This window comes from Pedobacter agri (genome assembly GCF_032678665.1).
Lineage (GTDB): Bacteria > Bacteroidota > Bacteroidia > Sphingobacteriales > Sphingobacteriaceae > Pedobacter > Pedobacter agri_A.
Window position 1 is genome coordinate 528338 of sequence record NZ_JAVTSH010000002.1, and the last position, 23846, is coordinate 552183.

Annotated in this window: 25 protein-coding genes; 7 read left to right on the plus strand and 18 right to left on the minus strand. The window is 37.8% G+C overall.

The window, feature by feature from the left end; translation table 11 throughout:
* Positions 1–13: 13 nt before the first annotated feature.
* The 3 genes from rnr to R2Q70_RS05880 all read right to left on the minus strand — a co-directional run bounded on the left by rnr (position 14) and on the right by R2Q70_RS05880 (position 4801).
* The gene (gene rnr, locus R2Q70_RS05870; protein WP_316806706.1) at positions 14–2146 is read right to left on the minus strand and encodes a ribonuclease R; all 2133 of its coding nucleotides are present in this window, start codon (positions 2144–2146) and stop codon (positions 14–16) included.
* Positions 2147–2384: 238 nt separating this feature from the next.
* Entirely contained in the window at positions 2385–4088 is a 1704-nt protein-coding gene (locus tag R2Q70_RS05875; protein WP_316806707.1) for an ABC transporter ATP-binding protein, read from the minus strand.
* Complete coding sequence (locus R2Q70_RS05880) at positions 4088–4801, minus strand: 3'-5' exonuclease (protein WP_316806708.1); 714 nt, start codon at positions 4799–4801, stop codon at positions 4088–4090. Before R2Q70_RS05880 ends, R2Q70_RS05875 begins: the two co-directional genes overlap by 1 nt.
* Before the next feature lie 73 nt (positions 4802–4874).
* On the opposite strand from R2Q70_RS05880, the gene R2Q70_RS05885 reads away from it, so the two are divergent.
* Positions 4875–5378, plus strand: coding sequence for a DUF1579 domain-containing protein (locus R2Q70_RS05885; protein WP_316806709.1), 504 nt, complete (start codon positions 4875–4877; stop codon positions 5376–5378).
* 70 nt (positions 5379–5448) lie between these two features.
* Here R2Q70_RS05885 and R2Q70_RS05890 read toward each other — a convergent pair whose 3' ends face one another.
* The 5 genes from R2Q70_RS05890 to R2Q70_RS05910 form a co-directional block, all read right to left on the minus strand.
* Positions 5449–6348, minus strand: coding sequence for a DUF72 domain-containing protein (locus tag R2Q70_RS05890; RefSeq protein ID WP_316806710.1), 900 nt, complete (start codon positions 6346–6348; stop codon positions 5449–5451).
* A 9-nt stretch (positions 6349–6357) separates the two neighbouring features.
* The gene (locus R2Q70_RS05895) at positions 6358–6711 is read right to left on the minus strand and encodes a DUF5615 family PIN-like protein (RefSeq protein WP_316806711.1); all 354 of its coding nucleotides are present in this window, start codon (positions 6709–6711) and stop codon (positions 6358–6360) included.
* Positions 6704–6940 (minus strand): DUF433 domain-containing protein, encoded by a 237-nt coding sequence (locus R2Q70_RS05900; RefSeq protein ID WP_316806712.1) that lies wholly within the window; start codon positions 6938–6940, stop codon positions 6704–6706. Before R2Q70_RS05900 ends, R2Q70_RS05895 begins: the two co-directional genes overlap by 8 nt.
* Positions 6941–7060: 120 nt before the next feature.
* Positions 7061–8449, minus strand: coding sequence for an arginine decarboxylase (locus tag R2Q70_RS05905; RefSeq protein WP_056850254.1), 1389 nt, complete (start codon positions 8447–8449; stop codon positions 7061–7063).
* Positions 8450–8829: 380 nt separating this feature from the next.
* Positions 8830–9192, minus strand: a complete 363-nt coding sequence (locus R2Q70_RS05910) for a hypothetical protein (RefSeq protein WP_316806713.1) — start codon at positions 9190–9192, stop codon at positions 8830–8832.
* 180 nt (positions 9193–9372) lie between these two features.
* On the opposite strand from R2Q70_RS05910, the gene R2Q70_RS05915 reads away from it, so the two are divergent.
* Positions 9373–9606: a hypothetical protein gene (locus tag R2Q70_RS05915; protein ID WP_010601204.1), complete on the plus strand. Its 234-nt coding sequence runs from the start codon at positions 9373–9375 to the stop codon at positions 9604–9606.
* Positions 9607–9684: 78 nt separating this feature from the next.
* On the opposite strand, the gene R2Q70_RS05920 is transcribed toward R2Q70_RS05915, so the two are convergent.
* The 3 genes from R2Q70_RS05920 to R2Q70_RS05930 all read right to left on the minus strand — a co-directional run bounded on the left by R2Q70_RS05920 (position 9685) and on the right by R2Q70_RS05930 (position 13246).
* The gene (locus R2Q70_RS05920) at positions 9685–10263 is read right to left on the minus strand and encodes a PhnA domain-containing protein (protein WP_316806714.1); all 579 of its coding nucleotides are present in this window, start codon (positions 10261–10263) and stop codon (positions 9685–9687) included.
* A gap of 509 nt (positions 10264–10772) precedes the next feature.
* On the minus strand, positions 10773–11687 hold the full coding sequence (gene ctlX / locus R2Q70_RS05925) for a citrulline utilization hydrolase CtlX (RefSeq protein WP_316806715.1): 915 nt from the start codon (positions 11685–11687) through the stop codon (positions 10773–10775).
* Between the two features lie 113 nt (positions 11688–11800).
* Complete coding sequence (locus tag R2Q70_RS05930) at positions 11801–13246, minus strand: arginine deiminase family protein (RefSeq protein WP_316806716.1); 1446 nt, start codon at positions 13244–13246, stop codon at positions 11801–11803.
* A 305-nt stretch (positions 13247–13551) separates the two neighbouring features.
* On the opposite strand from R2Q70_RS05930, the gene argS reads away from it, so the two are divergent.
* The 3 genes from argS (at position 13552) to R2Q70_RS05945 (ending at position 16834) form a co-directional block, all read left to right on the plus strand.
* Positions 13552–15324: an arginine--tRNA ligase gene (gene argS / locus R2Q70_RS05935; RefSeq protein WP_316806717.1), complete on the plus strand. Its 1773-nt coding sequence runs from the start codon at positions 13552–13554 to the stop codon at positions 15322–15324.
* 95 nt (positions 15325–15419) lie between these two features.
* Complete coding sequence (locus tag R2Q70_RS05940) at positions 15420–16184, plus strand: sulfite exporter TauE/SafE family protein (RefSeq protein WP_316806718.1); 765 nt, start codon at positions 15420–15422, stop codon at positions 16182–16184.
* 2 nt (positions 16185–16186) lie between these two features.
* The gene (locus R2Q70_RS05945) at positions 16187–16834 is read left to right on the plus strand and encodes a DNA-3-methyladenine glycosylase 2 family protein (protein WP_316806719.1); all 648 of its coding nucleotides are present in this window, start codon (positions 16187–16189) and stop codon (positions 16832–16834) included.
* A gap of 1176 nt (positions 16835–18010) precedes the next feature.
* Here R2Q70_RS05945 and R2Q70_RS05950 read toward each other — a convergent pair.
* The 3 genes from R2Q70_RS05950 to R2Q70_RS05960 form a co-directional block, all read right to left on the minus strand.
* Positions 18011–18211 carry a YtxH domain-containing protein gene (locus R2Q70_RS05950; protein ID WP_316806720.1) on the minus strand — a complete coding sequence of 67 codons (201 nt, stop codon included), beginning with the start codon at positions 18209–18211 and terminating at the stop codon, positions 18011–18013.
* A gap of 72 nt (positions 18212–18283) precedes the next feature.
* The gene (locus tag R2Q70_RS05955; protein WP_316806721.1) at positions 18284–18808 is read right to left on the minus strand and encodes a protease; all 525 of its coding nucleotides are present in this window, start codon (positions 18806–18808) and stop codon (positions 18284–18286) included.
* Between the two features lie 18 nt (positions 18809–18826).
* Positions 18827–19948, minus strand: a complete 1122-nt coding sequence (locus R2Q70_RS05960) for an AI-2E family transporter (RefSeq protein WP_316806815.1) — start codon at positions 19946–19948, stop codon at positions 18827–18829.
* Between the two features lie 469 nt (positions 19949–20417).
* Here R2Q70_RS05960 and R2Q70_RS05965 point away from each other — a divergent pair, with 469 nt between their 5' ends.
* Complete coding sequence (locus R2Q70_RS05965; protein ID WP_316806722.1) at positions 20418–20687, plus strand: hypothetical protein; 270 nt, start codon at positions 20418–20420, stop codon at positions 20685–20687.
* Positions 20688–20758: 71 nt separating this feature from the next.
* On the opposite strand, the gene R2Q70_RS05970 is transcribed toward R2Q70_RS05965, so the two are convergent.
* The 4 genes from R2Q70_RS05970 to R2Q70_RS05985 form a co-directional block, all read right to left on the minus strand.
* Positions 20759–21124, minus strand: coding sequence for a DUF3592 domain-containing protein (locus R2Q70_RS05970; RefSeq protein ID WP_316806723.1), 366 nt, complete (start codon positions 21122–21124; stop codon positions 20759–20761).
* Between the two features lie 11 nt (positions 21125–21135).
* Complete coding sequence (locus R2Q70_RS05975) at positions 21136–21591, minus strand: hypothetical protein (protein ID WP_316806724.1); 456 nt, start codon at positions 21589–21591, stop codon at positions 21136–21138.
* Positions 21592–21777: 186 nt separating this feature from the next.
* Positions 21778–22380, minus strand: coding sequence for a hypothetical protein (locus tag R2Q70_RS05980; RefSeq protein WP_316806725.1), 603 nt, complete (start codon positions 22378–22380; stop codon positions 21778–21780).
* Positions 22381–22453: 73 nt separating this feature from the next.
* Positions 22454–22939 (minus strand): hypothetical protein, encoded by a 486-nt coding sequence (locus tag R2Q70_RS05985; protein ID WP_316806726.1) that lies wholly within the window; start codon positions 22937–22939, stop codon positions 22454–22456.
* A gap of 117 nt (positions 22940–23056) precedes the next feature.
* On the opposite strand from R2Q70_RS05985, the gene R2Q70_RS05990 reads away from it, so the two are divergent.
* On the plus strand, positions 23057–23719 hold the full coding sequence (locus tag R2Q70_RS05990) for a TetR/AcrR family transcriptional regulator (protein ID WP_316806727.1): 663 nt from the start codon (positions 23057–23059) through the stop codon (positions 23717–23719).
* The last annotated feature ends 127 nt before the right edge of the window (positions 23720–23846 follow it).

The window sequence follows — 23846 nt, forward strand, 5'->3', positions numbered from 1 at the left end:
AATGTCTTAATTTTTAATCAGGAATAAGTGTAAAATCAATCTGACGTTTAGAAAGATCAACTTTCTTTACACGGATCATCACTTCATCACCAAGTTGATATTTTTTCTTTTTTCTTTGTCCTACAATGCAGTAGTTTTTCTCATCGAGTACGTAAAAATCATCTGAAATATCACGCAGACGAATCATGCCTTCGCATTTATTTTCTTCAATTTCTACATACATGCCCCATTCGGTTACGCCAGAGATAATTCCTTTATACTCTGTACCAATATTTTCCTCCAGATACTCGGCCTGTTTGTATTTAATCGATGCTCTTTCTGCATCGGCAGCACGTTTTTCCATCGCAGAAGAATGTGCGCAAGCTACCTCGTAAAATTCTGCATCAGCAGATTTGCCACCATCTAAATAGGTTTGCAGTAACCTATGTGCCATCACATCTGGATAACGACGAATAGGAGACGTAAAGTGGGTATAATATTCAAAAGCTAAACCGTAGTGACTGGTTTTTTTGGTGGAATAAATTGCCTTTGCCATTGAACGAATGGCCAATGAGGTCAAAATGTTCTGTTCCTTCTTACCTTCAACATCGGCCATTAAGTGGTTTAACGATTTTGCAATTTCCTTATCTGATTTGGTGTTGATTTTATAGCCAAAGCGTGAAGCAAAAGTGGCAAAAGTGTTTAGTGTCTCCATATTTGGCGAGTCGTGAACACGGTAAACGAATGTGAGTTTCTTTTCTCCTTTTTGTTTTTTGGCCACAAATTCTGCCACTTTACGATTGGCCAAAAGCATATAATCTTCAATGAGTTTGTGGGCATCTTTACGTTCTTTTACGTAAACACCTATAGGTTTGCCTGATTCATCGAGTTTAAATTTAACCTCAGTACTTTCGAAACTGATGGCGCCATTTTTAAACTTACGATCGCGGAGGATGTAAGCCAGCTCGTTTAATTTTAATATTTCTGTTGCGTAATCGCCTTCTTTATTTTCGATTACTTCCTGGGCTTCTTCATAGCTAAATCTTCTATCAGAATGAATTACTGTTCTGCCGTACCATTCAGATTGGATATTTGCATGTTCATCCAACTCAAAAACAGCAGCAAAACACAATTTATCTTCATTCGGGCGAAGTGAACAAACGCCATTGCTCAAACGCTCTGGTAACATCGGAATCACGCGATCGACCAAATAAACGGAAGTTGCACGACTGTAAGCTTCTTTGTCTAAATCTGTTCCCTGGATCACATAATGAGAAACATCAGCAATGTGGACCCCAATTTCATGGTTTCCATTTGGGAGTTTTTGATAAGAAATGGCATCATCAAAATCCTTGGCATCCGCCGGATCGATGGTAAAAGTGAGTACATTTCTAAAATCTTTCCGCTTGGCAATCTCAGCAGCCGGAATTTCTTCAGGGATGGCATTCGCTTCTTTCTCTACCTGCGGTGGAAATTCTAAAGGAAAACCATATTGCGCCAGAATGGCGTTCATCTCGGTATTGTTTTCGCCTTGGTTACCCAACACGTGTTTCACAATACCAATTGGATTTTTAGCACTCTCAGGCCAATCAGATAAGGTTACCAAAACCCGCTGTCCATTTTTTGCCTCTAGCGTATCGGCCAATGGCACAAAAATATCATGCATCATCTTTTTATCATCAGCGATAACAAATGCGAAGCGATCAGATATTTTAATCACGCCTGTAAAATCCGATTTTGCCCTTTTAATGATTTCCACTACTTCGCCATCGTTTTTGCGACCGCTTTTCTTTGCAAAAACATAAGCCTTAACGGTATCGCCATGTAAGGCATTTTTTAATTTCCTTGGCGCAACAAAAACATCTTTTTCAAATTCATCTTCCGGAACGATGTAAGCAGAACCATCTGCGGTCATATCAACCGTTCCAATAATGAAGTTTTGCAGCTCTTTAAGTTTGAATTTGCCTTTTTCGGGTTCAAGATAAATTCCGGCACTTTTTCCATCTTTTAATATTTCGAGAATGGTTTCTCTTGATTCCTGATCATTCAGATTTAATTTGGCCGAAACCTGTTTATAATTGAGAAGCTGATTATTGTTTTTTTCAAATACATCACTAACCAATTGATTCAGAACCAATTTTATATTACCCGATTTCTTCTTTGCCATATGTTAAAACTGAATTTACCGAAGATACAGAAAAGATGTAAAGGAAGGAAAGATGGGGATGGAAAATGGTTGATAGCTGACGCAAAGGGATGGGAGATGTAAGAGGGATGATGGTTGACGGAAATGGAAAATGTAAGATTGGAAATGGAAGATGGAGATGGAAAATGTAAAAGGGAGGATGGTTGATGGAAAACTGTTCATCTCACATCATCACATTACCACCTTATCACATTTTCCATTAAGAACCTGGTATAGCCTCAATTAACTTCTTGGTGTAGGCGGCTTTCGGTGCGTAGAAAATTTGTTCCGGAAAACCCTCTTCTTCGATTTTACCTTTGTTCATTACCAAAATACGATCAGAGATATGTTTTACAACGGCTAGATCGTGGGAAATGAAAATATAGGTCAGGCCAAATTCCCGTTGAAGATCTTTAATCAAATTTAATACTTGCGCCTGAACGGAAACATCCAAAGCAGAAACGGATTCATCACAAATGATAAATTTTGGTTCCAAAGCCAAAGCTCTGGCAATGACCACCCGCTGGCGCTGACCACCGCTAAATTCATGTGGGTAACGATTAAAATGTTCCGCTTTTAAATCTACCTTATTTAATAACTCCAATACTTTCTGCTTCCTTTCGGCATCGTTTTTAAATAGTTTATGTACTTGTAGCGGTTCTAAAATAGATTGGCCGATACTCAATTTAGGATTCAGCGAAGCATAGGGATCCTGAAAAACGATTTGAATGTCTTTCCTTAATTTTCTGAGTTCCGTTTTACTAATATTTGTAATGTCTTGTCCGTTAAAAATAATACTGCCCGACGTAGGTTGAATTAACCTTAAGATCGTTCTTCCAAGTGTGGTTTTGCCACAGCCAGATTCGCCGACTAGACCCAATGTTTCTCCGGGAAAAACTTCAAAATTAATATGATCTACCGCTTTAACATAGTCGGTGGTTTTGCCAAACAGTCCGTTGTGAATAGGATACCAGGTACAAAGATCTTTCACTTTTAGCAAAGGTTCTTGCGCATAAAGTAATGTTCTTCGTGAGGCGATTTCCTCATCAGTAAGTTGGTTCGATGTTTGCAGATGAGCATTTGCATCATCAATTTTTCCCGTTAAAAAATCGGCAACCACGGGAAGTTTTTTTAACTGCAAGCCTGGAGATGGGCGACAGGCTAATAATCCTTTTGTGTAAGGATGTTGAGGATTTTCGAAAATAGCTTTCGCAGGGCCCTGTTCTACAATTTCGCCTTTATACATCACAGCAACTTCATCGGCAATTTCATTAACCACGCCCAAATCATGAGAAATAAAAATCATGGCCATTTGTCGCTCTTCTTTCAATTTTAGAAGCAATTGAAGAATTGTTTTCTGAACAGTTACATCTAACGCAGTAGTTGGTTCATCGGCAATAAGAAGTTTTGGATTGCAGCTTAAGGCCATCGCAATCATCACCCGTTGCTTTTGTCCGCCAGAAATTTGATGTGGATAGCTGTCGAATATTTTCTCCGGTCGTGGAAGCTGCACTTCATTAAATAGATCGATTGTTTTGCTTTTTGCAGTTTGTTTATCTACTTTTTGATGCAGAATAATTGCTTCTGCAACTTGTTCGCCACAGGTAAAAACAGGATTTAGAGAAGTCATGGGTTCCTGGAAAATCATCGAGATTTGGTTTCCCCTGATTTGACGAATTTCGTTTGAACTTAAGTTTAGCAAACTAATGTCTTCAAAATCAATATCTCCAGTAATTTTTGCTGATCTTTCATCATGCAAGCGCATAATGGAAAACGAGGTAACAGACTTGCCCGAACCCGATTCGCCAACAATACCTAAAACAGTTCCTTTTTTAACATTAAAACTAATAGTTTTTACAGCCTTGAACCAGGTTTTTTCATCCTGGTTGTAGAAATCGATAGTTAAGTTTTCAACGTTTAGCATCAGGATACAATGGTAATGTTTTCTGCTGAAATTATGTCCATCCCTTTAAATTTTAATAATACCTGCGCTGTGGTAACCACGTCTTTTTGACAATAAGTAACTATTCGCTCCAAATTTTTCTCTTCATAATAAACCTGTCTTACCTGGCTTCCATCAATATCATCTTTCGGCGTGGGGATGTTGAGGCTACAAGCCAATAAATTCAAAGAAGTATAATGTTTGTGATCACCGAATTTCCACATCTCCATCGTATCCAAATGATTGACTTCCCATGGTTTCTTGCCTGAGATATCGAGCTGTGATGGAATTTCTAAGCCGTTAATCAATAGTCTCCTACAGATGTAAGGGAAATCGAATTCTTTTCCGTTATGCGCACAGAACACTAAATTGGGTGTTTGTTTATTCAATAATGAAGAAAATTGCTCCAAAATTTTCTGTTCCTGCTCACCGTAAAAAGATTTCAGCCTTAATGAGTAGGTTTTATTATTGTAACTGAATATTCCGAGACTGATGCAGATGATTTTACCAAATTCAGCTAAAATACCTGCCCGTTCATAAAATTCGTTAGCCGTTTGCTCGGGTTTTCTTTGAAACTGAGTTTTCTGTTCCCATAATTCCTGTATATGAGGAGGCACATCATCAAAAGAGGGATATTGAGGAACAGTTTCAATATCTAATACAATTACCTGACTGAGATCTAGCGTCTTTAGCATAAAACAAGATAGTAAATTAATTTCCAGTTGTCAATTTCCCATTCTTTAAGCAGATTTATTTTTAAGTTTGATTATGGCAAAAAGCAAGTTTGAGCAATCTTTAGAAGATGGTGCTCATTACAGGATTAACAGCATTGTTGGCGATTGGAAAGGAACAACTAAAACCTGGTTCGAAAATGATGTTTTAGTTGATGAAGCACCAACAGAAGCAGAAATTAAGCCGATTTTAGGTAGCCGTTTCATTTCTTATGATTACAAAAGCAGTTTAGAAGGTAAACCACTAACGGGGAAAATGATTATCGGCTTTGATATCCCATACCAGAAATTTACGTTTAGCTGGATAGACAGTTTCCATATGGGTACGCAAATTATGCAGGCAAGCGGAGCGGCGACTGAAAAGGGTCTTTCAATTTTAGGTAGTTATGGAAACCCTGAATACGGCGATCAGTTATTCGGTTGGCGTACCGACCTTGAAATTATTAGTGGTGATGAAATTGTATTTACAGCCTATAATATTATGCCTGGAGAGGAAGAAACCAAGGCAATTGAAACAATTTTAAAAAGAGTTAATTTTTGAGGGTTGTCATATTGAGCTTGTCGAAATGCCATTATGAATTATTCGACAAGCTCAGAAAGACAGCAATTATCTAAAACAAAGTTGGTCCAGGGGTATTACCATTTCCCATTACCGGAATTTTTAAATCTGTTCCGATGGCTTTATTAAGTTTTTCTATAAAATAAGCAGAAAGTAACGGAGAGGCCAATTCTACATTCTGGTGTACAAAGAAATATAAGTTTTGTAAACCTTCTGCTTTCCATTGGGTAATTCGCTCTACCCATTCATCCAGTCTCGAGTAATCGCTTTCATGATTTGCACCAACATAACGCACAAACGCGGTAGGCGTTGTCAATCGCATGTGTAACATGTCTCTTCGGCCAGCCGTATCTACAATGATATTGGTAATATTGTTATCTTGAAATAATTTTTCAAATTCAGCAGCAATTGTTGCATTTGAAAACCATTCACCATTTCGAACTTCTACACCTAAAGGAATTACTTTAGGGAATTCCTGAATAACAGTTCTCAAGCGATCGAAATCCTTTGGTTTAAAGTTATCATGTAACTGAAGAAATGCCATGCCTAGCTTATCTTCGAAATTACTGATCGCATCGCAATATTGCTCAACCGGTTCCTTAACATTTATTAGTCTTTTAAAGTGACTAATGGTGTTGGTCAATTTAGGGAAAAATTTAAAATCTGCAGGCGTTTTTTCTGTCCAGGTAATTACTTGTTCGCTGCTTGGCATTCCGTAGAAAGTTGCGTTTAATTCAATCGAATTAAACTGTGTTGAATAATAAGTTAACTCATCTTTTGTTCCTTTCGGATAAAAGCCTTTTAAGTCAGCTTTATTCCATTTGGCGCAACCTACATAAGCTTTAAAATCCTGATGTAGTTTATTTGCTTTAAGAATTGCTGCCGTTTCTGGCGCATCAGCAGGAAGTGTGAAATCTATAATCGATGGGTCGTCTACTTTACCGAATTGCATGTTTAATTTTTAAGTGGTACTAACCATATTAATTTCTTCATTATCATTCAAGAGAACCTCCAATGCAGAATTGATCCAAGGTTCTAGCTTACGCCAGAATGTTTGATTTGAACAGTTTCCAAATTTAATTAATATTAATTTAGGCGGTGCCCCAAACCAATCAATAATTTCTACAAAATCCGAATCTTTTGAGATGATAATAATATTGCCATGAATCTTTGCTAATTTATATATCGTCAAATCTTGTACTGAATGAAGTTTTAAGCTGTAAGAGGATCTTGTTTTGAACTTTGTGTGCTCAGAAATCCATTTTGCAATAATAGGGGAGATATTGGTGTCAGTCCAAATTTCCCAATTATTCATACATTATGTCCTCATCAACTTTTATTGCACTAAAAAGCAAAACAGCTCTTATATCTTCCTTTTCAAGGATGGGATGTTCCTCTAGGATTTGTTCCTCACTCATACCGCTTGCTAATAGTTCAAGTACATCAGATACAGGAAAACGCAACCCTCGAATAGTTGGTCTTCCACCCATCAAGCCATCAGTAGCCATGATGCGATCAAATAGTTTAATTTGTTCTTGTCCCATATTCAAATATAACAAAAAAACTTTTCAATTAGAGATGGCAAAATTTCACAAAAAAAGCGCCAAGTATCATCTCAGCGCTCTTATCGAAAAACTTAAAGTTCCCTTTACGGGATTTAGGGGTTAATAACCCAGAATCTTCAAAACCTGCTTACTATTTTGTTCCTCTCCAAAAACCTCAAAATTAAAGCTTTCATCGCGGTTTCTGCGGATCAAAACATGCTTCGGGCTTGGTAACAAACAATGATGAATACCACCGTAACCACTTAATACCTCCTGGTAAGCACCTGTATGGAAGAAGCCCAAATACTGTACCTTACGTGTTTTAGGCATAAAAACACTGTTCATGTGGGCTTCCTGGTTGTAATAATCCTGACCATCGCAAGTGATACCACCTAAGTTTACTCGCTCATATTCAGCATCCCAGTTATTGATTGGTAATAAGATATATTTTTGGTTCAGAGCCCAAACATCGGGTAAGTTAGTGATGAAAGAACCATCTAACATTAACCAACGCTCACGGTCATTTTGCTGCTTTCTGCCGAGTACTTTATATAAAATTCCTGATGCTTCAGCAACGGTATATTTACCAAATTCGGTAATAATATCTGGTTCCATTACATCATGGATGGCACAAATTTCTTTAATCCGTTTTACAATTTCGTTTACCATATACTCGTAATCGAAATCGAAAACCAATGAATCTTTAAATGGCATACCACCACCAATATCCAAAGTATCTAAATCAGGATTAATCTTTTTGAACTTGCAATAAAGTGTTACATATTTTTCCAGCTCATTCCAGTAATAAGGCGAATCGGTAATACCAGAGTTGATAAAGAAGTGCAACAACTTTACGCGGAAGTTCGGGTTATGAACAATTTTATTGTTGTAAAAATCAATAATATCCTCCATACGCACACCCAAACGCGAAGTGTAAAATTGCGAATCAGGTTGTTCCTCAGCCGCAATACGGATACCTAAATTACAAGGGGTATCAATATCAACTTCGTCATCAAACAGGTTAAATTCCTCTTTATTATCCAATACCGGGATGATATTGGTATAACCATCATGCAACATATCAATAATATATTGCTTGTACTGGTAGGTTTTAAAACCGTTGCAAATAATTGTAGTATCCTTAGTTAAATGCCCTTTTTTCTCCAAAGCATCCACCATTGGCATATCAAAAGCCGAAGAGGTTTCCAGGTGAATATTGTTCTTTAAAGCCTCTTCTACAATGTGGCGGAAATGGGAACTTTTGGTACAGTAGCAATATTTGTAATCGCCACGGTAATTGTTCTTTAAAATGGCAGTCTGGAAAAGAATCTTCGCTTGCTGAATCTTCTTAGTTACCATTGGCAAGTACGTGAAACGTAGGGGAGTACCGTAAGTTTCAATCATTTCCATCAGGTTCAAATCCTGAAAATATAATTCATCATCTATTACATCAAAGCCTTCTTGTGGAAAGCCAACGCTTAGATCGAGAAATTCTGAGTAACTCTGCATTTACTTTTAAATAATTTTTGCAAAAATGTAATTTTAAATCGAGAATTAATCTTTATTGAAAATATTTTTACTGTATGGAAACGCTTTAGTTTTACACAGATATTTCCGCATTACCTCACTAAACACCGTTTGATCAAATGTGTTTGGTTAATTTTGGCAGTAGCGAAATGGTTTTCCGGAGATTAATAACATTAATTAGATTTAAAGCAGTCGGTTTTGCGTAATCATTTTAAATCTGGGGCAGAATTTTTTAAGAATTGGAAAGCAAAACCTGTGTTTCATCGCAGAGTTAGTCCCGCTCTCCGTTTTACTCACCCAATGAAGAATCGGGTTTCGTGTTCACTCCGCTCGGGTTTAGTACAATTAAGCTTTTGCTACTATTAAGGCTCTAACCTTAGTCGTGTGCCATATTGTTTTTCTTTGATTTCAGTATCTGATAAAATCTCAAATTTGAATTTGGTTTGGTCGGTGCTTACCGTTATATTTTTACCACTAATTTTGTAAGTTCCACGGTAATAAATATCACCACCTGGTATCACTTCGGCTACGCCATCAGGTTTAAGCGTTAATCCCCATCCGCCATTAAATGGAAATGAAGGATCGAATTTAAAATCTACTTCCGAAAATCTCTTTTCCTGATCGATAGTTAACTGGTCCTTTTTGCAAGCGCTCAGAACCAATAAAAACGAAATAATAAAGATGCTTGAAGTGATTTGTTTTAAAGAGATAATTTTAGATTTCATATCCTGAAGGTTAGTGTTTTACCAAAACGATCTCAACTGTTTAAACGCTACACACTAGCCTGGATTGATTTTTAATGTTCAGAAATCAGTTGATTGAAATTTTTATTAATTTTTTTTAGAGTAATTTAAAAGTTCATCCGTTTTCCTGAATGAAACCTTTACAAATTGTAAAAATACGTTATGATCTCTATTTTTAAAACCAATATTCAAACAGGAGTGGAACTCAATAAAATTGCGAATCACTTAAATAATTTGCTTTCTGGCGCAACATGGAGTGTAGATCTATCCGATTCGGATAAGATATTGAGAATAGATTCGAGTGTAGATAAGATTGGCGATGCCGTATCCTTATTAACCAAATTCGGTTACGATTGTGAAAATTTACAGAACTTCTATGCACCACCGGTATGGTAATAAGTTTGATCGTCATTGCGAGGCATGAAGCAATCTCATTTGTAAATAGATTGCTTCGTGCCTCGCAACGACGAATGGCTAGCCTTTCCTCAAATATTTGGTTAAAATCACGATGGTTTGTCCTTCTACCTTGCCTTCAATTTGTTCGGTATTATCATGAACCAACCTGATGTTTTTAACTACGCTACCCAGTTTGGCGCTTAATGTAGAACCTTTAACGTCTAACGTTTTTACTAAAACGACCGTGTCGCCTTCGTATAAACGCGTTCCGTTGCTATCCTGGTGAAATTCAACTGTACCATCTGATTCATGATCGCCTGTTTTTTTAGCCCAATCTAAAGTTTCATCGTCTAGGTATAAAATGTCTAAACTATCTGATGCCCAGCCCTCATTTCTTAACCTGCTCAATATCCTCCAGGCCACCACTTGCACAGGCGCAAATTCGCTCCACATGGTTTCGGTTAAAACCCTCCAGTGTTCCGGATTAATCTGTTCGGTTTTTTCAATTTGATCTAAGCAAGTTTTACAAACCAAAATACTATTATCGCTATTTGCATTACTAGCTGGCGGAACTTCATAAACACTTAACGTATTTTCTGATGTGCAAAGTTCACATTGGTTTCCCGAGCGTATTTGTAATTCTTGTACTAAAGACATATTGATTTTAAATTTCCGGCGAAAGTAACAAAACTTCTCGGAATAAATTCGAAACGTCGTCATTGCAAGGCACGAAGCAATCTTATTACTATAGGTTTAACTACTTTCGCATTAGGATTGCTTCGTGCCTCGCAATGACGTGAAGGTTATCAGGCAGCCTGTAAAATATTTTTGGAGTTATTTCGGCAGGTGAGGACACCAGCCGATAGGAAAATAAATTCGAACACTTCGTCATTGCGAGGCACGAAGCAATCTTACTACTATAGGTTTAACTACTTTCGCACTAGGATTGCTTCGTGCCTTGCAATGACGTGATGGTTATCAGGCAGCCTGTAAAATATCTTTGGATCTATTTCGGCAGGTGAGGACACCAGCCGATAGTCGTTAAATCATTCGTCATTGCGAGGCGCGAAGCAATCTTACGACTATGGGTTTAGCTACTTTCGCATTAGGATTGCTTCGTGCTCGCAACGTTTCGGCAGGTGAGGACACCAGCCGATAGAAAAAGGTTATTTCACAGGCAAATGAATTTCTGCCAGCATACATCTTGCACTGCCGCCACCATTTTTTTCAATGGTATAAATTGGTGCATGAACAATCCTTGCGTATTTTTCCAGTGAACTGATTTGATCTTTTGTTAAGGATAGATAAGCTTGTTCCGACATCACCAATAAACTTTCTGCGCTTTGGTTTGCAACTTGCAACATATTACCGGCGAAGTGGTTCATCTGATCTAAAGTAATTTCAATAACCTCTTTTCCTGAGCTGCTTAAGCTCATTGTCACCGCTAGTTTTTCCTCCTGATCCGGAATGGAATCCAGACAAATCACCGCAAAGCGATCGCCAATACACATCATCACATTAGTATGGTATATTGGGAAGTTTGTGCCATCAACTGCCTGAAAAGAAACCGGCTCGTATCCTGTAAGCATGCAGAAGTTATTCAACACTTCCTCATCTGTACGAACGCTCAAGCAAGCATAAGCTATTTTATTAACGCGATCCAAAACCATACTGCCTGTTCCTTCCAGAAAAGCATACTGCATTTCATAAAAACTTAAATCGCTTACATGGTTTACCTCGAACTTGTCTTTCAATCCTTCTAATATTTCCTTCTTTCGCTCCAGTCTGCGGTTTTCAGAGAACATAGGGTAGAGGTAAATCGATCCATCTTCATGAAAAGAAACCCAGTTATTCGGAAAAATAGAATCTGGCGTTTCGGGCTGTAAAGTATCATCCACTACGGTAACGTCAACGTCGTTTTTTCTTAATATTTCTACAAAACCATCGAACTCTTTTAGTGCCTGGCTTTGCACATCGCTTTCAGTTGAAGCGACCTGGAATTTGTTATTTCCAGCTGTTTGCTCGTTGAACTTAAAGTCAACCGGGCGAATCATTAATAGGTGGTTAGTTATCTGGTTCATTAGTTTAGTCGTTTATTAATTCAATGGTTCATTAGTTTTTGTAATTCATTCTATCATATTGCACAGTGCTTGAACGCTGTAACCAATGAACGAATGAGCCAATGACAAATAAACTATAAATCGTCTCTCCATATCGGTAAACTCATACAATGGAAACCACCGCGGGCCCGGGAAAGTTCTGCCGATGGCATTAAAATTAGAGTGTCAGTCATGGTTTCCGCATCGGCTTTACCACTTTCCAGATCCTGGATTAAGTCTTTCACATCAACTACGTTAAATCCGGCGGCTTTAAAAGCCTCAACAGTCTTATCGTTTCGGTCGTAACCCAAAACAACCCCTTCTTTTATCGCTAACAAATTACAAGAATCTGTCCATTGTTCTCTCGAATCGTAAGGAAACTGATTATTTCCACTGTAAATAATTTTTGTGGGTTCACTGTTATTTAAATCGTTCTGACTAATATCATTCAGCAATGCCTCTACATGTTCGAAGTGTTTTGGTTCTTGCGGATTGGCTTTAGTAAACTGAATGGCAGTGGTCGCTTCCAGTTTTTCCGGCTCTTTTAAGAAATTAATCGGTTCGTATGGATTGTATTTTGGCGAATGTGCAATGGAGTTTAAAATGACCCATGTATTGCGTTTTACTTGTGTGAAAACCGTGTCTAAATGCATATAATCGCGTTTACTTGGGATTTTCACCACCGTTACTTTTTCTACCACATTGTTGTCGAACAATAACTTGATGGCTTCATTTGCACCATGTTCAGATGTTCTTTCACTGCAACCAATCAATACATGGTTCGGGCTCACCATCATTACATCGCCACCTTCTAACGTGGTGCTGAATGCAGGTTCATCTCCCGGACGTAAGAAGTGCATCGTTACATCAGGAATTTCGAGTACATTGTTTTGGTAAGCGGCAAATAGAGGGTGGTTGAAGAAAATATAGCGCATTAAAAGCGTTTCGCGAACACGGGCTTTTTTTGCAGGTTTGTTTAATAAAATATGGTTATTGATGGTTGTGCCCACATCTCTGGTGAAAATTAAATTCGGGATGGGTGCAAAAATCATCGTGTCGTTGGCCAACGTTCCGGAAATAAATATCTCTGCCAGTTCCTTCGGATCGGTATTCGTCAATTGCATCTGAACTTTATAAGTACAACCTTCAATGGCAGAAACGGCGGCTACTAATTTCTTTCGAATGGATTCATTTTCCAGCATCTCGCTTAAGAGATTTTGAATTTCTATTACCGAATTTGAGTTATGGAAATCGGGATGATTGGGTTTGTAGAAATTTCTATTTCCTTCTTCTGAATCTATTTGAGCGAGCTTTCCTTTGATCTTTTCAGGATCTAAGAAATACATTAGCAGTTTGATGTAGTAATCGTATTCGCCCTTGCGGATGGTATCTAGGTGTACAATGTCTTCGAAAAGCCAGTCTTGTGCTTTCGAGGGTACCACTTTCCCCAAGCCGCTGTCTGGGCTATGAATTAGTAACCTGCGCAACCTTCCGATTTCGGTGTTTACGCTCACTTTAAAATTTGGATTTTGCTCGCTCATAAAATAAGTTAGTTATTGCAAATCTATCAGAAATATTTAGATATGGGAATCGGGATGAAGGATTTGCGCCAGACCTGCACCCTGAAGTTTGTTTCTTTGCAAAAACCTGACGGTTTAAACCTCATTGCAGCGGCAGCTACCGATTTTCGATTTTTCATCGAAATCAATCGGGACTTACAGCGGAAAGGAGGACTGTGTTGGCCGATTTGCAATACAGTACCTTTCCAAATGAAATAATTGCAATCGGCATTTGAACTTAGGACTGCCGACTGCCGACTTTCGGACTTTTTCCTTATTTTTACGCCATGAATTTTATTATTTCCGAAACACAAAAAGCCATCCTTGAACTTTATCAGGAAGAAGTTGCTGAAAGTGTGATCAATATACAAGAAACACGTAAAGAGTTTGAAGGACAAGCTACGATTGTTGTTTTTCCAATCACTAAAATATCTAAAAAGTCGCCCGAGCAAACTGCTAATGAAATTGGTGAATATTTAGTAGCAAACATTGAAAACGTTACCAAATTTAATGTTGTTAAAGGCTTTTTAAATTTAAGCATTGCTGAAAGTTATTTTTTAAACCAGTTTAACGAGGAAATTCTAGCGGAAGATTTTGGTGTTTATCCATCAAACGGTAAGAAAGTGATGGTTGAATATTCTTCGCCAAATACGAATAAACCACTCCATTTAGGTCACGTACGTAATAATTTACTGGGTTACTCCGTTTCCGAACTGCTCAAGGCTTTTGGCTATGATGTGGTTAAAGTGAATCTGGTTAACGATCGTGGAATTCACATCTGTAAATCGATGTTGGCCTGGCAAAAATGGGGCAATGGCGAAACTCCCGATTCATCGGGGTTGAAAGGCGACCACCTGGTTGGAAAATACTATGTGATTTTTGATAAGGAATACAAAAAAGAAATTGATACGCTAAAAGCGGAAGGGCAAACTGAAGAGGAAGCCAAGAGAAATGCACCTTTAATTAAAGAAGCACAGCAAATGCTTTTGAAATGGGAGCAGGGCGATGAGGAAGTGGTTTCGCTTTGGAAAACCATGAATGAGTGGGTTTATGCTGGTTTTAACGTAACTTATAAAAATCTTGGTGTAGATTTCGACAAGTTTTATTACGAGAGCAACACCTATTTATTAGGAAAAGATACGGTTGATGAAGGACTGGCGAAAGGTGTTTTCTTTAAAAAAGAAGACGGTTCGGTTTGGATAGATTTAACTGCCGATGGATTAGACCAAAAATTGGTTTTACGTGCTGATGGTACTTCCGTGTACATTACACAGGATTTAGGAACCGCTGAAATGAAATACGACGATTTCCATATGGATGAGTCGATTTACGTAGTAGGTAACGAGCAGGACTATCACTTTAAGGTGTTGTTTCTAATCCTTGAGAAATTGGGTAAAAGCTGGGCAAAAGGTTTGTATCACCTTTCTTACGGCATGGTTGATTTACCAAACGGTAAGATGAAAAGTCGTGAGGGAACGGTTGTTGATGCTGATGAACTAATTGAAAGCATGGTGACCACTGCCCGTGAAAAAACGGAAGAGTTGGGCAAAACCAACGATTTTAGTGAGGCTGATAAAGCAGAACTATATCAAAACATTGGTTTAGGTGCCTTAAAATATTTCCTTTTAAAAGTTGAGCCTAAGAAACGCCTGCTGTTCAATCCTGCTGAAAGTATTGACTTTCAGGGTAACACCGGGCCGTTTATTCAATATACACATGCGAGGATCAAATCTTTGCTGAGCAAAGCTGAATATAAGCCGGCAGTCGGCAATCCAAAGGCTGGGGAAATGTTGCCTGTGGAGTTGGAAATGATTTTACAGTTGGCTAAATATCCTACGGAAATTGCCATTGCGGCGAAAGCTTATAGTCCGGCGAGTTTGGCGAATTACTTATATGAACTGGCGAAGTTGTTCAACAAGTTTTACCATGAGGTTCCGCCGATTGTGAAAACCGAAGCAGGTGAAACCAAACAATTCCGTTTAAACCTTTGTAAGAAAACGGCTGACATTATTTATTCGGGCATGCTGATTTTAGGAATTACTTCTCCGGAGCGGATGTAAGGTGGAAAATGGAAATTGGATGAAGAGGAGTGGATGATGTGGAATGGGAAATTGAATAAGAGAAATGATCTTAAAATCCTTTAATCCTGACAATCTTGATTAATGAATTGATTTTACTTTGCCTGGTTGCCTTTGCAGCAGGTTTTATAGATGCTATTGTAGGTGGCGGTGGGTTATTACAAACTCCTGCCACCCTTTTAATTTTACCACACTATCCGGTAGCTACCTTATTGGGAACTACTAAAATTCCTTCCATTGCCGGCACTACATTGGCGGCATTTAAATACTCAAAACAAGTTAAATTTAACCTTAAAGTATTGGCGGCCTGCGCCAGTTCGGCATTTTGTGCTGCATTGCTTGGTGCATTCTTGGTTAGCCGTATAGATAATTCGGTAATTAAGCCCGTCATTTTGGTTGTGTTGATTTTGGTTGCACTTTATACTTATTTCAATAAGCAGTTTGGTATCCATCAGGAGAAAAATCATTCGGTAAAAAAGCAGGTGCTAATGGCTGCGGTTTTTGGTTTACTCATAGGCTTTTACGATGGATTGATTGGCCCTGGAACGGGATCTTTTCTCATTTTGGTCTTCATTGCAGTGTTGGGTTTTGATTTTATTGGTGCCAGTGCTCACGCAAAAATTGTCAATATTGCTACTAACCTGGCGGCAATCATCTATTTCAGTTCCACCGGACATATTCTATTTCAATATGCTATACCAATGGCGGCTTTTAATTTAAGCGGAGCTTATTTCGGAACGCGATTGGCATTACTTAAAGGAAATAAATTTGTGCGGATATTCTTTTTAATCGTTGTTTTTGGAACGATATTGCGGTTTGCGTATGATATCCTATTTAAATAGCTATGTTTCCTGTTTTCAGTGCCGATAACTTTCATCAGCTCTGCAATCTTCTTGCAGAAAAAGACGATGATCTGGCTTTCATTCTAGAGCAATACGGATATCCTCCTTTCTGGAGCAGACCAAATAATTTTGAATCTCTGGTCCATATCATTCTTGAACAACAGGTTTCGCTCGCTTCAGCTTTAGCAGCTTTAAACAAACTTAAGGCAAAAATCGGTGAGATCACTCCAACGAAATTTCTGGAGCTTAGCACGGATGAATTGCGGGCATGCTATTTTAGCCGGCAGAAGACTATTTATGTTAGAGATCTCGCTGAGAAATTAGTGAGCGGTCGTCTGGATTTATTGTTATTGGAAAGATTTTCTGATATTGAAATTCGAGCTCAACTTAAAGAAGTTAAAGGAATAGGAGATTGGACAGTAGATATTTACCTGATTTTTATTTTGCATCATACTGATGTTTTTCCCACCGGAGATTTAGCTGCTGTTAATGCTTTGAAAAGTTTGAAAAGGCTTCCTAAGGAAACTGCTAAAGAGGATTTATTAATGAGAATATTGCATTGGAAGCCTTACCGAACAATTGGTTTAATGATGTTATGGCATTATTATTTGGAGAAAAGGAAACCTTTAAAACGCAGAAATAATTTCTAAAATCAGTTGAACCAACGATGCTTTAAGCATTCCGTCTTAACGACTAACGACAAGAACTTTGCGTCTCTTCAATATCTATATTGAGATCAAGTCGGCTTTTACCTCTTCTCATGGCTTGCCTCGGCTAGCCGCCGAAAGGCTTTTACCTTTTTCTTGATAAAAAGGTAACCAAAAATCAAGGCTTGCATCCTTTTTTGAATTAAGGGATCGAAATTCTTAAAGCGGAAATATGAGGTCCCGAAGAAAAATCGGGACTGTATATTTCCTTGGTTATTCGAAGATGTAAATTTGTGCGAGAATTTCAATACTTAATTCTGCAAAAATCTGCTAGGCCGGATAGCATGATGCAGATAGCAAAGTGGAAATAGCGAGTGCGAAGTAAAGGCGTGTTGTAATTTTAGAAGGTTGATAGCAACCATATTTCCATAGAACAGTATCGCTGGTTAAGTGCTTGCTCGGCTAGCCGCTGAAAGACTTTTTCTTTTGGCTTAGCCCAAAAGAAACAAAAACCCAAGGCTTGCATCTTTTTTTGAATTAAGGGATCGAAATTCTTAAAGCGGAAATATGAGGTCCCGAAGAAAAATCGGGACTGTATGTTTCCTTGGTTATTCGCAGATGTAAATTTGTGCAAGAATTTCAATGCTTAATTCTGCAAAAATCTGCTAGGCCGTATAGCACGATGCATATAGCGATGTGGAAATAGAGAGTGCGAAATAAAGACGTGTTGTAATTGTAGAAGGTTGATGGCAAACATATTTTTCATAGAACAGTATCGCTGGGTAAGTGCTTCCTCAGCTAGCCGCCGAAAGATTATTTCTTTTGGCTTAGCCCAAAAGAAACAAAAACCTAAGGCTTGCATCCTTTTTTGAATTAAGGGATCGAAATTCTTAAAGCGGAAATACGAGGTCCCGAAGAAAAATCGGGACTGTATATTTCCTTGGTTATTCGAAGATGTAAATTTGTGCGAGAATTTCAATGCTTAATTCTGCAAAAATCTGCTAGGCCGGATAGCATGCTGCAGATAGCAAAGTGGAAATAACGAGTGCGAAGTAAAGGCGTGTTGTAATTTTAGAAGGTTGACGGCAACCATATTTTTCATAAAAAAAAAGCATCGCTGATTAAACCAACGATGCTTTAAGCATTCCGTCCTAATGACTAATGACTAATGACTAATGACTAAATACCCAAATCGTCTTTAGCGTACTCAGCTCTTTGAGCGAAATCATTTTTATAGCCTTTTGCTTTTTCGATCCATTCAGGAGCCTGATCTTTAATATCATCAACGATAGATTTTCCAGTAATTGGATCTTTTTTAGTTACATATTTAAAGCCGGCGTAAACTGCGGCACCTAATATTGCTGTTTTTAATAGTCCCATTTTCTTATCAATTTAATTTAATAATATAACATTAGATTAAGCTAAACAGTTTTAATTACAAAATTTTTAATATTAATTTTCTACTTTGATCTTCAAACTATCAGGCACTACAATTCCGCTCACATTTGTAGCGTTGTATTTGATGGTATAAACACCGGCTTTACCAATGGCGTATCCATCCATTAGATTGAAATTTACGCTGGTACTATCTCCCTTTTTTAAGCTGGTGTAACTGTCAGCAGGTGGCGGCATTACCCGTTTGGCCATAGCGCCCTGATATGGTACTTCTGTGTAATCTTCCAAAGCAACATCCAGGTATTTGCTTGATAGTCTTTCGAAAGGTGTATGCCACTTACAAAATTTGGCCACCGTATCGGAGTTGTTATAAACAGAAAATTTAATGTTGATGGGTTGTCCGAGTTTGGCCACACCCACCAAAGCCAGTTTTCCAATAATTGGATCCGGTATTTTTTCTGTAGCTGCCTCTGGCATTAAGGTAGTGTCATTTTCACCGCCAGCTTCGTTCTTTTCGTCTGATGAGCCGCAAGCAGAAAGCATGGCGGCAAAGAGCATCAGTATAGTGGTTATCTTTTTCATGTATTGCTAAATATTTACTTATCCTTTTTCAATTCCTGTTTTAGTAGCCACATTCTTTCTTTTCCTAAAAGTAGGGAAGGTCATCGGGCTTTTTGCCGGACGTTCATCGCCCAATAAAACTCCCCATTGTTTAAAAATTTCAGTACGATCGAAGATGATTTTCAGCACCGCTACAATTGGCAATGCCAGGAACATACCCGAAATACCAGCGATACTTCCGCCAATGAAAACGCCAAGGATAGAAAACAGTGCATTGATTTTTACCTTCGAGCCTACAATACGGGGCATCAAAATATTGTTATCTAAAAACTGCACCCCTGCGATTACGCCTAATACCGTAATAACAGGCCATAACTCCTGCGATGATGCAAGGGTTAATAACACACCGATTACGTTTCCAATCAGCGCCCCAACATAAGGTATTAAATTTAAGATGGCGAAAATTACACCAATTAATAAGGCATGTTCGATGCCAATTAACATTAAAATTCCGCCCAATAGTATTGTCATATAGGTAATCTGGATCAGCAAGCCAATCAGGTAACTTTTTATAATCGATTCAGTTTCATAAATCGCCTCTTTCACTTTAGGGTGATGATCTGGTTTAAACCACATGAAAATGAAACGTAACAAGATATCTTTATAGAAAAGCATTAGGTAAATGTAAATTGGCAACAAACCAATAAATACAAAAATACCGCTTAATGTTACAGCCGCACCGCCGGCCATTGATGTTCCCATATTCATCAGGTCATCACTCTTATCCTGAATAAAGGCCTTTTGTTCTGCAGAATCGTATCGGGTAATCCTGCTGATCCAATCGCTTAATGAGTTGATGTGCTGGGTGACATTGGCCTTAATTTGAGGGAAATCCTGTACGAGAACACCTATCTGATTGGAGAAAAACCAAACAATTAGTCCGACAAATATAGCAACCAATAAAATCGGTAAAATAATGGAAAATGATTCAGGAACTTTTTTTCTTTTTAGAAACCGGTAGATTGGCAGCAGCATAATGCTGATAAAAAATGCCATCAATATTGGCATAATAATATCGCGGCCTATCACCAATACGGCTACGAGTGCAATGAGACCAAGCAGTTCAATTGATCGCTTTACAGTTAGTGGTATAGTATTCATCATAAATGTTGTATTCGGATTTGTGAGATAAACAGCATGTGTTTAAAAATGTTTTAAATTCCCTATCTATACTGAATGGGTTATGATGTTTCGGCTATTTACCCTAGCTGATGTTTCTACCTACCAACCAAAGTAATTTATCCGTATTTCTTAATTGCAATGCAATGAGCTTTTTTAGGTGGTTATACAGGGTGGTTTTGAAGGAGTCAGGGCTCCGAAATCCCGAAGTGTACGTTATAAAATTAAATAACAGCTCATAAATTTGGCTATTGAGCTAAACTACAGTGTGTAAACTTTAAAGGTTTTGTTTTGTTAAGCTATAGATATGATTGAGCCAATCGAAAATGATGCGGGCAATTTCTTAATTGATAGATGTCAGTGATAAAAGAAAAATCTTTGAAAACATTTATTCGGGGTTTGACATTTCAATAAATAGTTTAGGTCAATGTTTTTCATTAGCAATTAAACAATGTTTAAAATCATAGGGATTAATTTATTCATATTTGCATTGTATGCCTTTCTGATCGTTTTTAGCTCGGCTGCAAGTGATCGGGGATTCAGTATAGCCATTGGCATGGGCTTTTGTATGTTTATACAAGTCGTATTGAACATTATTGCCGGAATTGTTTTTTTAATTATGGACAAGCAAGAGTGGGTTAAATCCTTTTTTATCAGCGCAGCAATACTGGCGCCAGTGGGATTCATCACCTGGCTAATATTACTGAGTATTTATGGCTAATGTTCTAAAAATGGTTTAAGTCTTACATTGAAAGACTTAAACCAGAGAAATAATCAGGGTGCCAACCTTTCCTAATGCATCACCTCATTATAGTGCTCTTCACTAATAATTGCATTAAGGTTTTCAGCGTTATAATAAATGTTTACCTTATCACCGTTTTCTTTTGTTGGAAGCGCATTTTTGTCCATTGTCGCGGTAACAACTTCTCCTTTTACGTTTTTGAATTGCATTGTCCAGATGGTATTTGCACCTTTTCCGATACGACCGTTACTTTCCTGACTAACAATCGTGGCTTCTGTTTTAACATAATTCTGGTAAGCCTTTTTTGCCTCATTATTCATTTCGGCAAATGGGCCATGGTTATAAAACCAATATGCACCAATTGCAAAAGCAATTAGTATTACGATAAATGCGATTTTTGCTCCTTTACTTTGCATCGTTTTAAGTTTTATTTGTGAATGGTTACGCTGTCTAGATGGTAGTCTTTTCCGTTGTAGATAATTATTCCGCTAAATTTTAATTTACCGTTTACAATTTCCTGATAATCATCAGTTATAAATTTTAGTGTACTGTTCTCGAAAGATTTGTCGGCTTGGGCGTAATTACGAAGCTCTTCGCCACTTAATGGGATCGAATTGCCTCCAAAGGCGATCTGGGCATCAATCAGTTTATCTCCTTTGCAAAACCCATCTGCATAAATGGTCATTTTGTTTTTTTTGCCCACGGTAACGCTACTAAATGCTCCACAAAAAGAGGCATATCCTTCTATGGTAACCAATTTCCCGTTCATTGATTGATTGATTGCCAATGTTCTAATTTGTTGAGGAACTAATATTTCGCCAGGCTTGTGCGGTTCGCCTTTACTGGTACAGCTTGCCATTGTAGCTGCAAGTGCGAAGCTCAAAAAAGTTGTTTTAATTGATGTCATAATACCTTCTTCATCGTAGGTTTTTATTGCTATTCTGGATTCTGTACCCTTGTGGTGGCCTGGTTGTCATGCTAAATATATTGTAGCAACTATCATGTATAAAAGGCCCCTGATTTACTTAAGCTTTAGGTTAAAAAAGTTTAGTCAACTTTGTAAAGGTTGTTATGGAGTTTCTACAGCTACTACTTTACCACGCTCATCTACTGCAAAGTTAAACTCGTAATAGTTTGTTCTTACCATTCTTCCTGTTTGAGTTTTTCCCTCACCTTTTTTGGTTACGTTAATTTTGAAGTTCTGTTTAGCTTTTCCATCCTTATCAAATGAAAAGCTATACTCATATAAATTGTGCGTATCACTTTCTTTAGGTAAGAGTAAAATGGCTTCGTTAACTTTGTTTGGGATTGGCTCTACATCAAATTCTTTTACAGCCATTGTTTTTGTTTTTTGCAACTGAAAATTCATTTTACGCTCAGAAGCAAAGGTTTCTTTAGGCGCTTGAAGTCCTTTTTCTACACTGTACACATGTTCCATTTGTTTTTCGCCCTCCCAGTAAACAATTTTTATCTCGCCTAACTCACCATAAAGCTCTTCTTTAGCTTTAATTTCTAATTCTTGTACTTGCTTTTCCGGGTCGAAGTTTTTTGCAATAATTTCTTTTACTGCTTTTCCTCCGCCTTCGTTTTGAATAATTACAGTGTCTGATCCGCAGGAAGATAGCGTAGCAGCCAGTGCTATGGCGCTAATTAAAAGGTTTACTTTTTTCATTTTTGATATATTTTGTTTAGTTATTTATTTCTGGTTACTTTTTTGATGATTCAGTGCATCATTGGCGATCGCCTTATCTTTTTATCAAGTGATAGAAGTCTGCGAACTGCGCTACTTCTTCTTCCTGATCTATTGCAATTTGGTTTTGGCTTAACATTGCGGTGAGGTTACCAGTAAATTTCGAAACGTTCATGGTAAAGCTGTTGTCGTCATTGTCTACAAATACATAACCTTGCGCTATAAAAGATTTCTTGAATTGTTGCAGATTATCTGGAAGCAGGTTGATCGGGTCACCAAACTGAGAAAAATCATTTTTAAAGGGAACGAGGGTTAAATAGGTCCCAATCTTGTTAAAACCTATGATGTAGCTGTTTGCCCAGTTAATTTTAATGAATGGAATTTTTGATTCTCCTTCGAAATTGCCATATAATATGATGATATCACCAAGTTCGATTTTGCCGGTAGATTTTAAAAAGATCTCCTTTAGTCGTTTTTTAGTTTCTGCATTTTGTGCTGGATTTGGTTTTATAATGCCCGAAAAAAAATCCTTAATACTCATGTCTGGTTTATAAATAGTTTGTTTTGTTTGTAATTCCTAAAAGTAGGAATTAAATTTATTATTCCTAATTCTTGGAATTATTTTATTTTTGTTACTCATCATCATCATTCCTAACCCATGAGCAATCAAAAAAGTGAACATCAGAGAAAGGTGGCTGAAGGCCCCATCAGAAATAAAGAGCGCACCAAGCAAAAAATGATTGATGCGGTAGGTGAAGTACTTAAAGAGAAAAGCTACGCCGGATTAACGATGAATAATATCGTAAAAAAGGCAAATGTAGATCGGAAACTGGTGGTACACTATTTTGGCAACCTTAATAACCTTATTGAAGAATATCTGAATAGCAGGGATTACTGGATGACTAAAGTGGCTCCGAAAGTGCGGGAGATTGCGGCCACATCAGAAAAAAATCTTGGCGAAAAGGAAATTGTACAAATCTTACATACGTTATACGATGCGGTAGATGGTTCCGCAGATTTGCAAAAAATGATTTTGTGGCAAATTAGTGAGTATAATGAAAACTTAAGTGCACTTTTAGAAAACCGGGAGAAATTAGGCGAACCACTCTTTAAAGCTACAGATGTTGATTTTAAAAACACAGACATCGATTTGAGGGCAATTTTAGCCGTTCAGATTGCAGGCATTTATTACCTAAACCTGCAATCAAAATCCAATAATGTCGCCTTTTGCGAGGTAAATCTTGGCACTGAAGAGGGAACAAGACGCATTAAAGATGCTGTTGCCAAAATGATTCAATTGGTTTACCAGCAAAGAAAGTAATTTAAACTCACGCTGTTAGGTTTTGCGAAGTTAATCGCCACAAATTAGCGACGGTTTTTAGCTGGTTCTGCGTTTTTTACAAATGTAAATCACTAAAACGAGGTTCTTAAGTTTAATATTAATAGCC

What these genes read in the sequence shown, in the direction of transcription:
- ctlX (WP_316806715.1), bottom strand. Translation starts at nt 11,687, where the DNA reads ATGAACCAGATAACTAACCACCTATTAATGATTCGCCCGGTTGACTTT.
- R2Q70_RS05945 (WP_316806719.1), top strand. Translation starts at nt 16,187, where the DNA reads ATGTTTCCTGTTTTCAGTGCCGATAACTTTCATCAGCTCTGCAATCTT.
- R2Q70_RS05895 (WP_316806711.1), bottom strand. Translation starts at nt 6,711, where the DNA reads ATGAATAATTGGGAAATTTGGACTGACACCAATATCTCCCCTATTATT.
- R2Q70_RS05960 (WP_316806815.1), bottom strand. Translation starts at nt 19,948, where the DNA reads ATGAATACTATACCACTAACTGTAAAGCGATCAATTGAACTGCTTGGT.
- R2Q70_RS05950 (WP_316806720.1), bottom strand. Translation starts at nt 18,211, where the DNA reads ATGGGACTATTAAAAACAGCAATATTAGGTGCCGCAGTTTACGCCGGC.
- R2Q70_RS05965 (WP_316806722.1), top strand. Translation starts at nt 20,418, where the DNA reads ATGTTTAAAATCATAGGGATTAATTTATTCATATTTGCATTGTATGCC.
- R2Q70_RS05890 (WP_316806710.1), bottom strand. Translation starts at nt 6,348, where the DNA reads ATGCAATTCGGTAAAGTAGACGACCCATCGATTATAGATTTCACACTT.
- R2Q70_RS05880 (WP_316806708.1), bottom strand. Translation starts at nt 4,801, where the DNA reads ATGCTAAAGACGCTAGATCTCAGTCAGGTAATTGTATTAGATATTGAA.
- argS (WP_316806717.1), top strand. Translation starts at nt 13,552, where the DNA reads ATGAATTTTATTATTTCCGAAACACAAAAAGCCATCCTTGAACTTTAT.
- rnr (WP_316806706.1), bottom strand. Translation starts at nt 2,146, where the DNA reads ATGGCAAAGAAGAAATCGGGTAATATAAAATTGGTTCTGAATCAATTG.
- R2Q70_RS05920 (WP_316806714.1), bottom strand. Translation starts at nt 10,263, where the DNA reads ATGTCTTTAGTACAAGAATTACAAATACGCTCGGGAAACCAATGTGAA.
- R2Q70_RS05985 (WP_316806726.1), bottom strand. Translation starts at nt 22,939, where the DNA reads ATGAGTATTAAGGATTTTTTTTCGGGCATTATAAAACCAAATCCAGCA.
- R2Q70_RS05955 (WP_316806721.1), bottom strand. Translation starts at nt 18,808, where the DNA reads ATGAAAAAGATAACCACTATACTGATGCTCTTTGCCGCCATGCTTTCT.
- R2Q70_RS05915 (WP_010601204.1), top strand. Translation starts at nt 9,373, where the DNA reads ATGATCTCTATTTTTAAAACCAATATTCAAACAGGAGTGGAACTCAAT.
- R2Q70_RS05980 (WP_316806725.1), bottom strand. Translation starts at nt 22,380, where the DNA reads ATGAAAAAAGTAAACCTTTTAATTAGCGCCATAGCACTGGCTGCTACG.
- R2Q70_RS05885 (WP_316806709.1), top strand. Translation starts at nt 4,875, where the DNA reads ATGGCAAAAAGCAAGTTTGAGCAATCTTTAGAAGATGGTGCTCATTAC.
- R2Q70_RS05910 (WP_316806713.1), bottom strand. Translation starts at nt 9,192, where the DNA reads ATGAAATCTAAAATTATCTCTTTAAAACAAATCACTTCAAGCATCTTT.
- R2Q70_RS05970 (WP_316806723.1), bottom strand. Translation starts at nt 21,124, where the DNA reads ATGCAAAGTAAAGGAGCAAAAATCGCATTTATCGTAATACTAATTGCT.
- R2Q70_RS05990 (WP_316806727.1), top strand. Translation starts at nt 23,057, where the DNA reads ATGAGCAATCAAAAAAGTGAACATCAGAGAAAGGTGGCTGAAGGCCCC.
- R2Q70_RS05900 (WP_316806712.1), bottom strand. Translation starts at nt 6,940, where the DNA reads ATGGGACAAGAACAAATTAAACTATTTGATCGCATCATGGCTACTGAT.
- R2Q70_RS05875 (WP_316806707.1), bottom strand. Translation starts at nt 4,088, where the DNA reads ATGCTAAACGTTGAAAACTTAACTATCGATTTCTACAACCAGGATGAA.
- R2Q70_RS05905 (WP_056850254.1), bottom strand. Translation starts at nt 8,449, where the DNA reads ATGCAGAGTTACTCAGAATTTCTCGATCTAAGCGTTGGCTTTCCACAA.
- R2Q70_RS05930 (WP_316806716.1), bottom strand. Translation starts at nt 13,246, where the DNA reads ATGAGCGAGCAAAATCCAAATTTTAAAGTGAGCGTAAACACCGAAATC.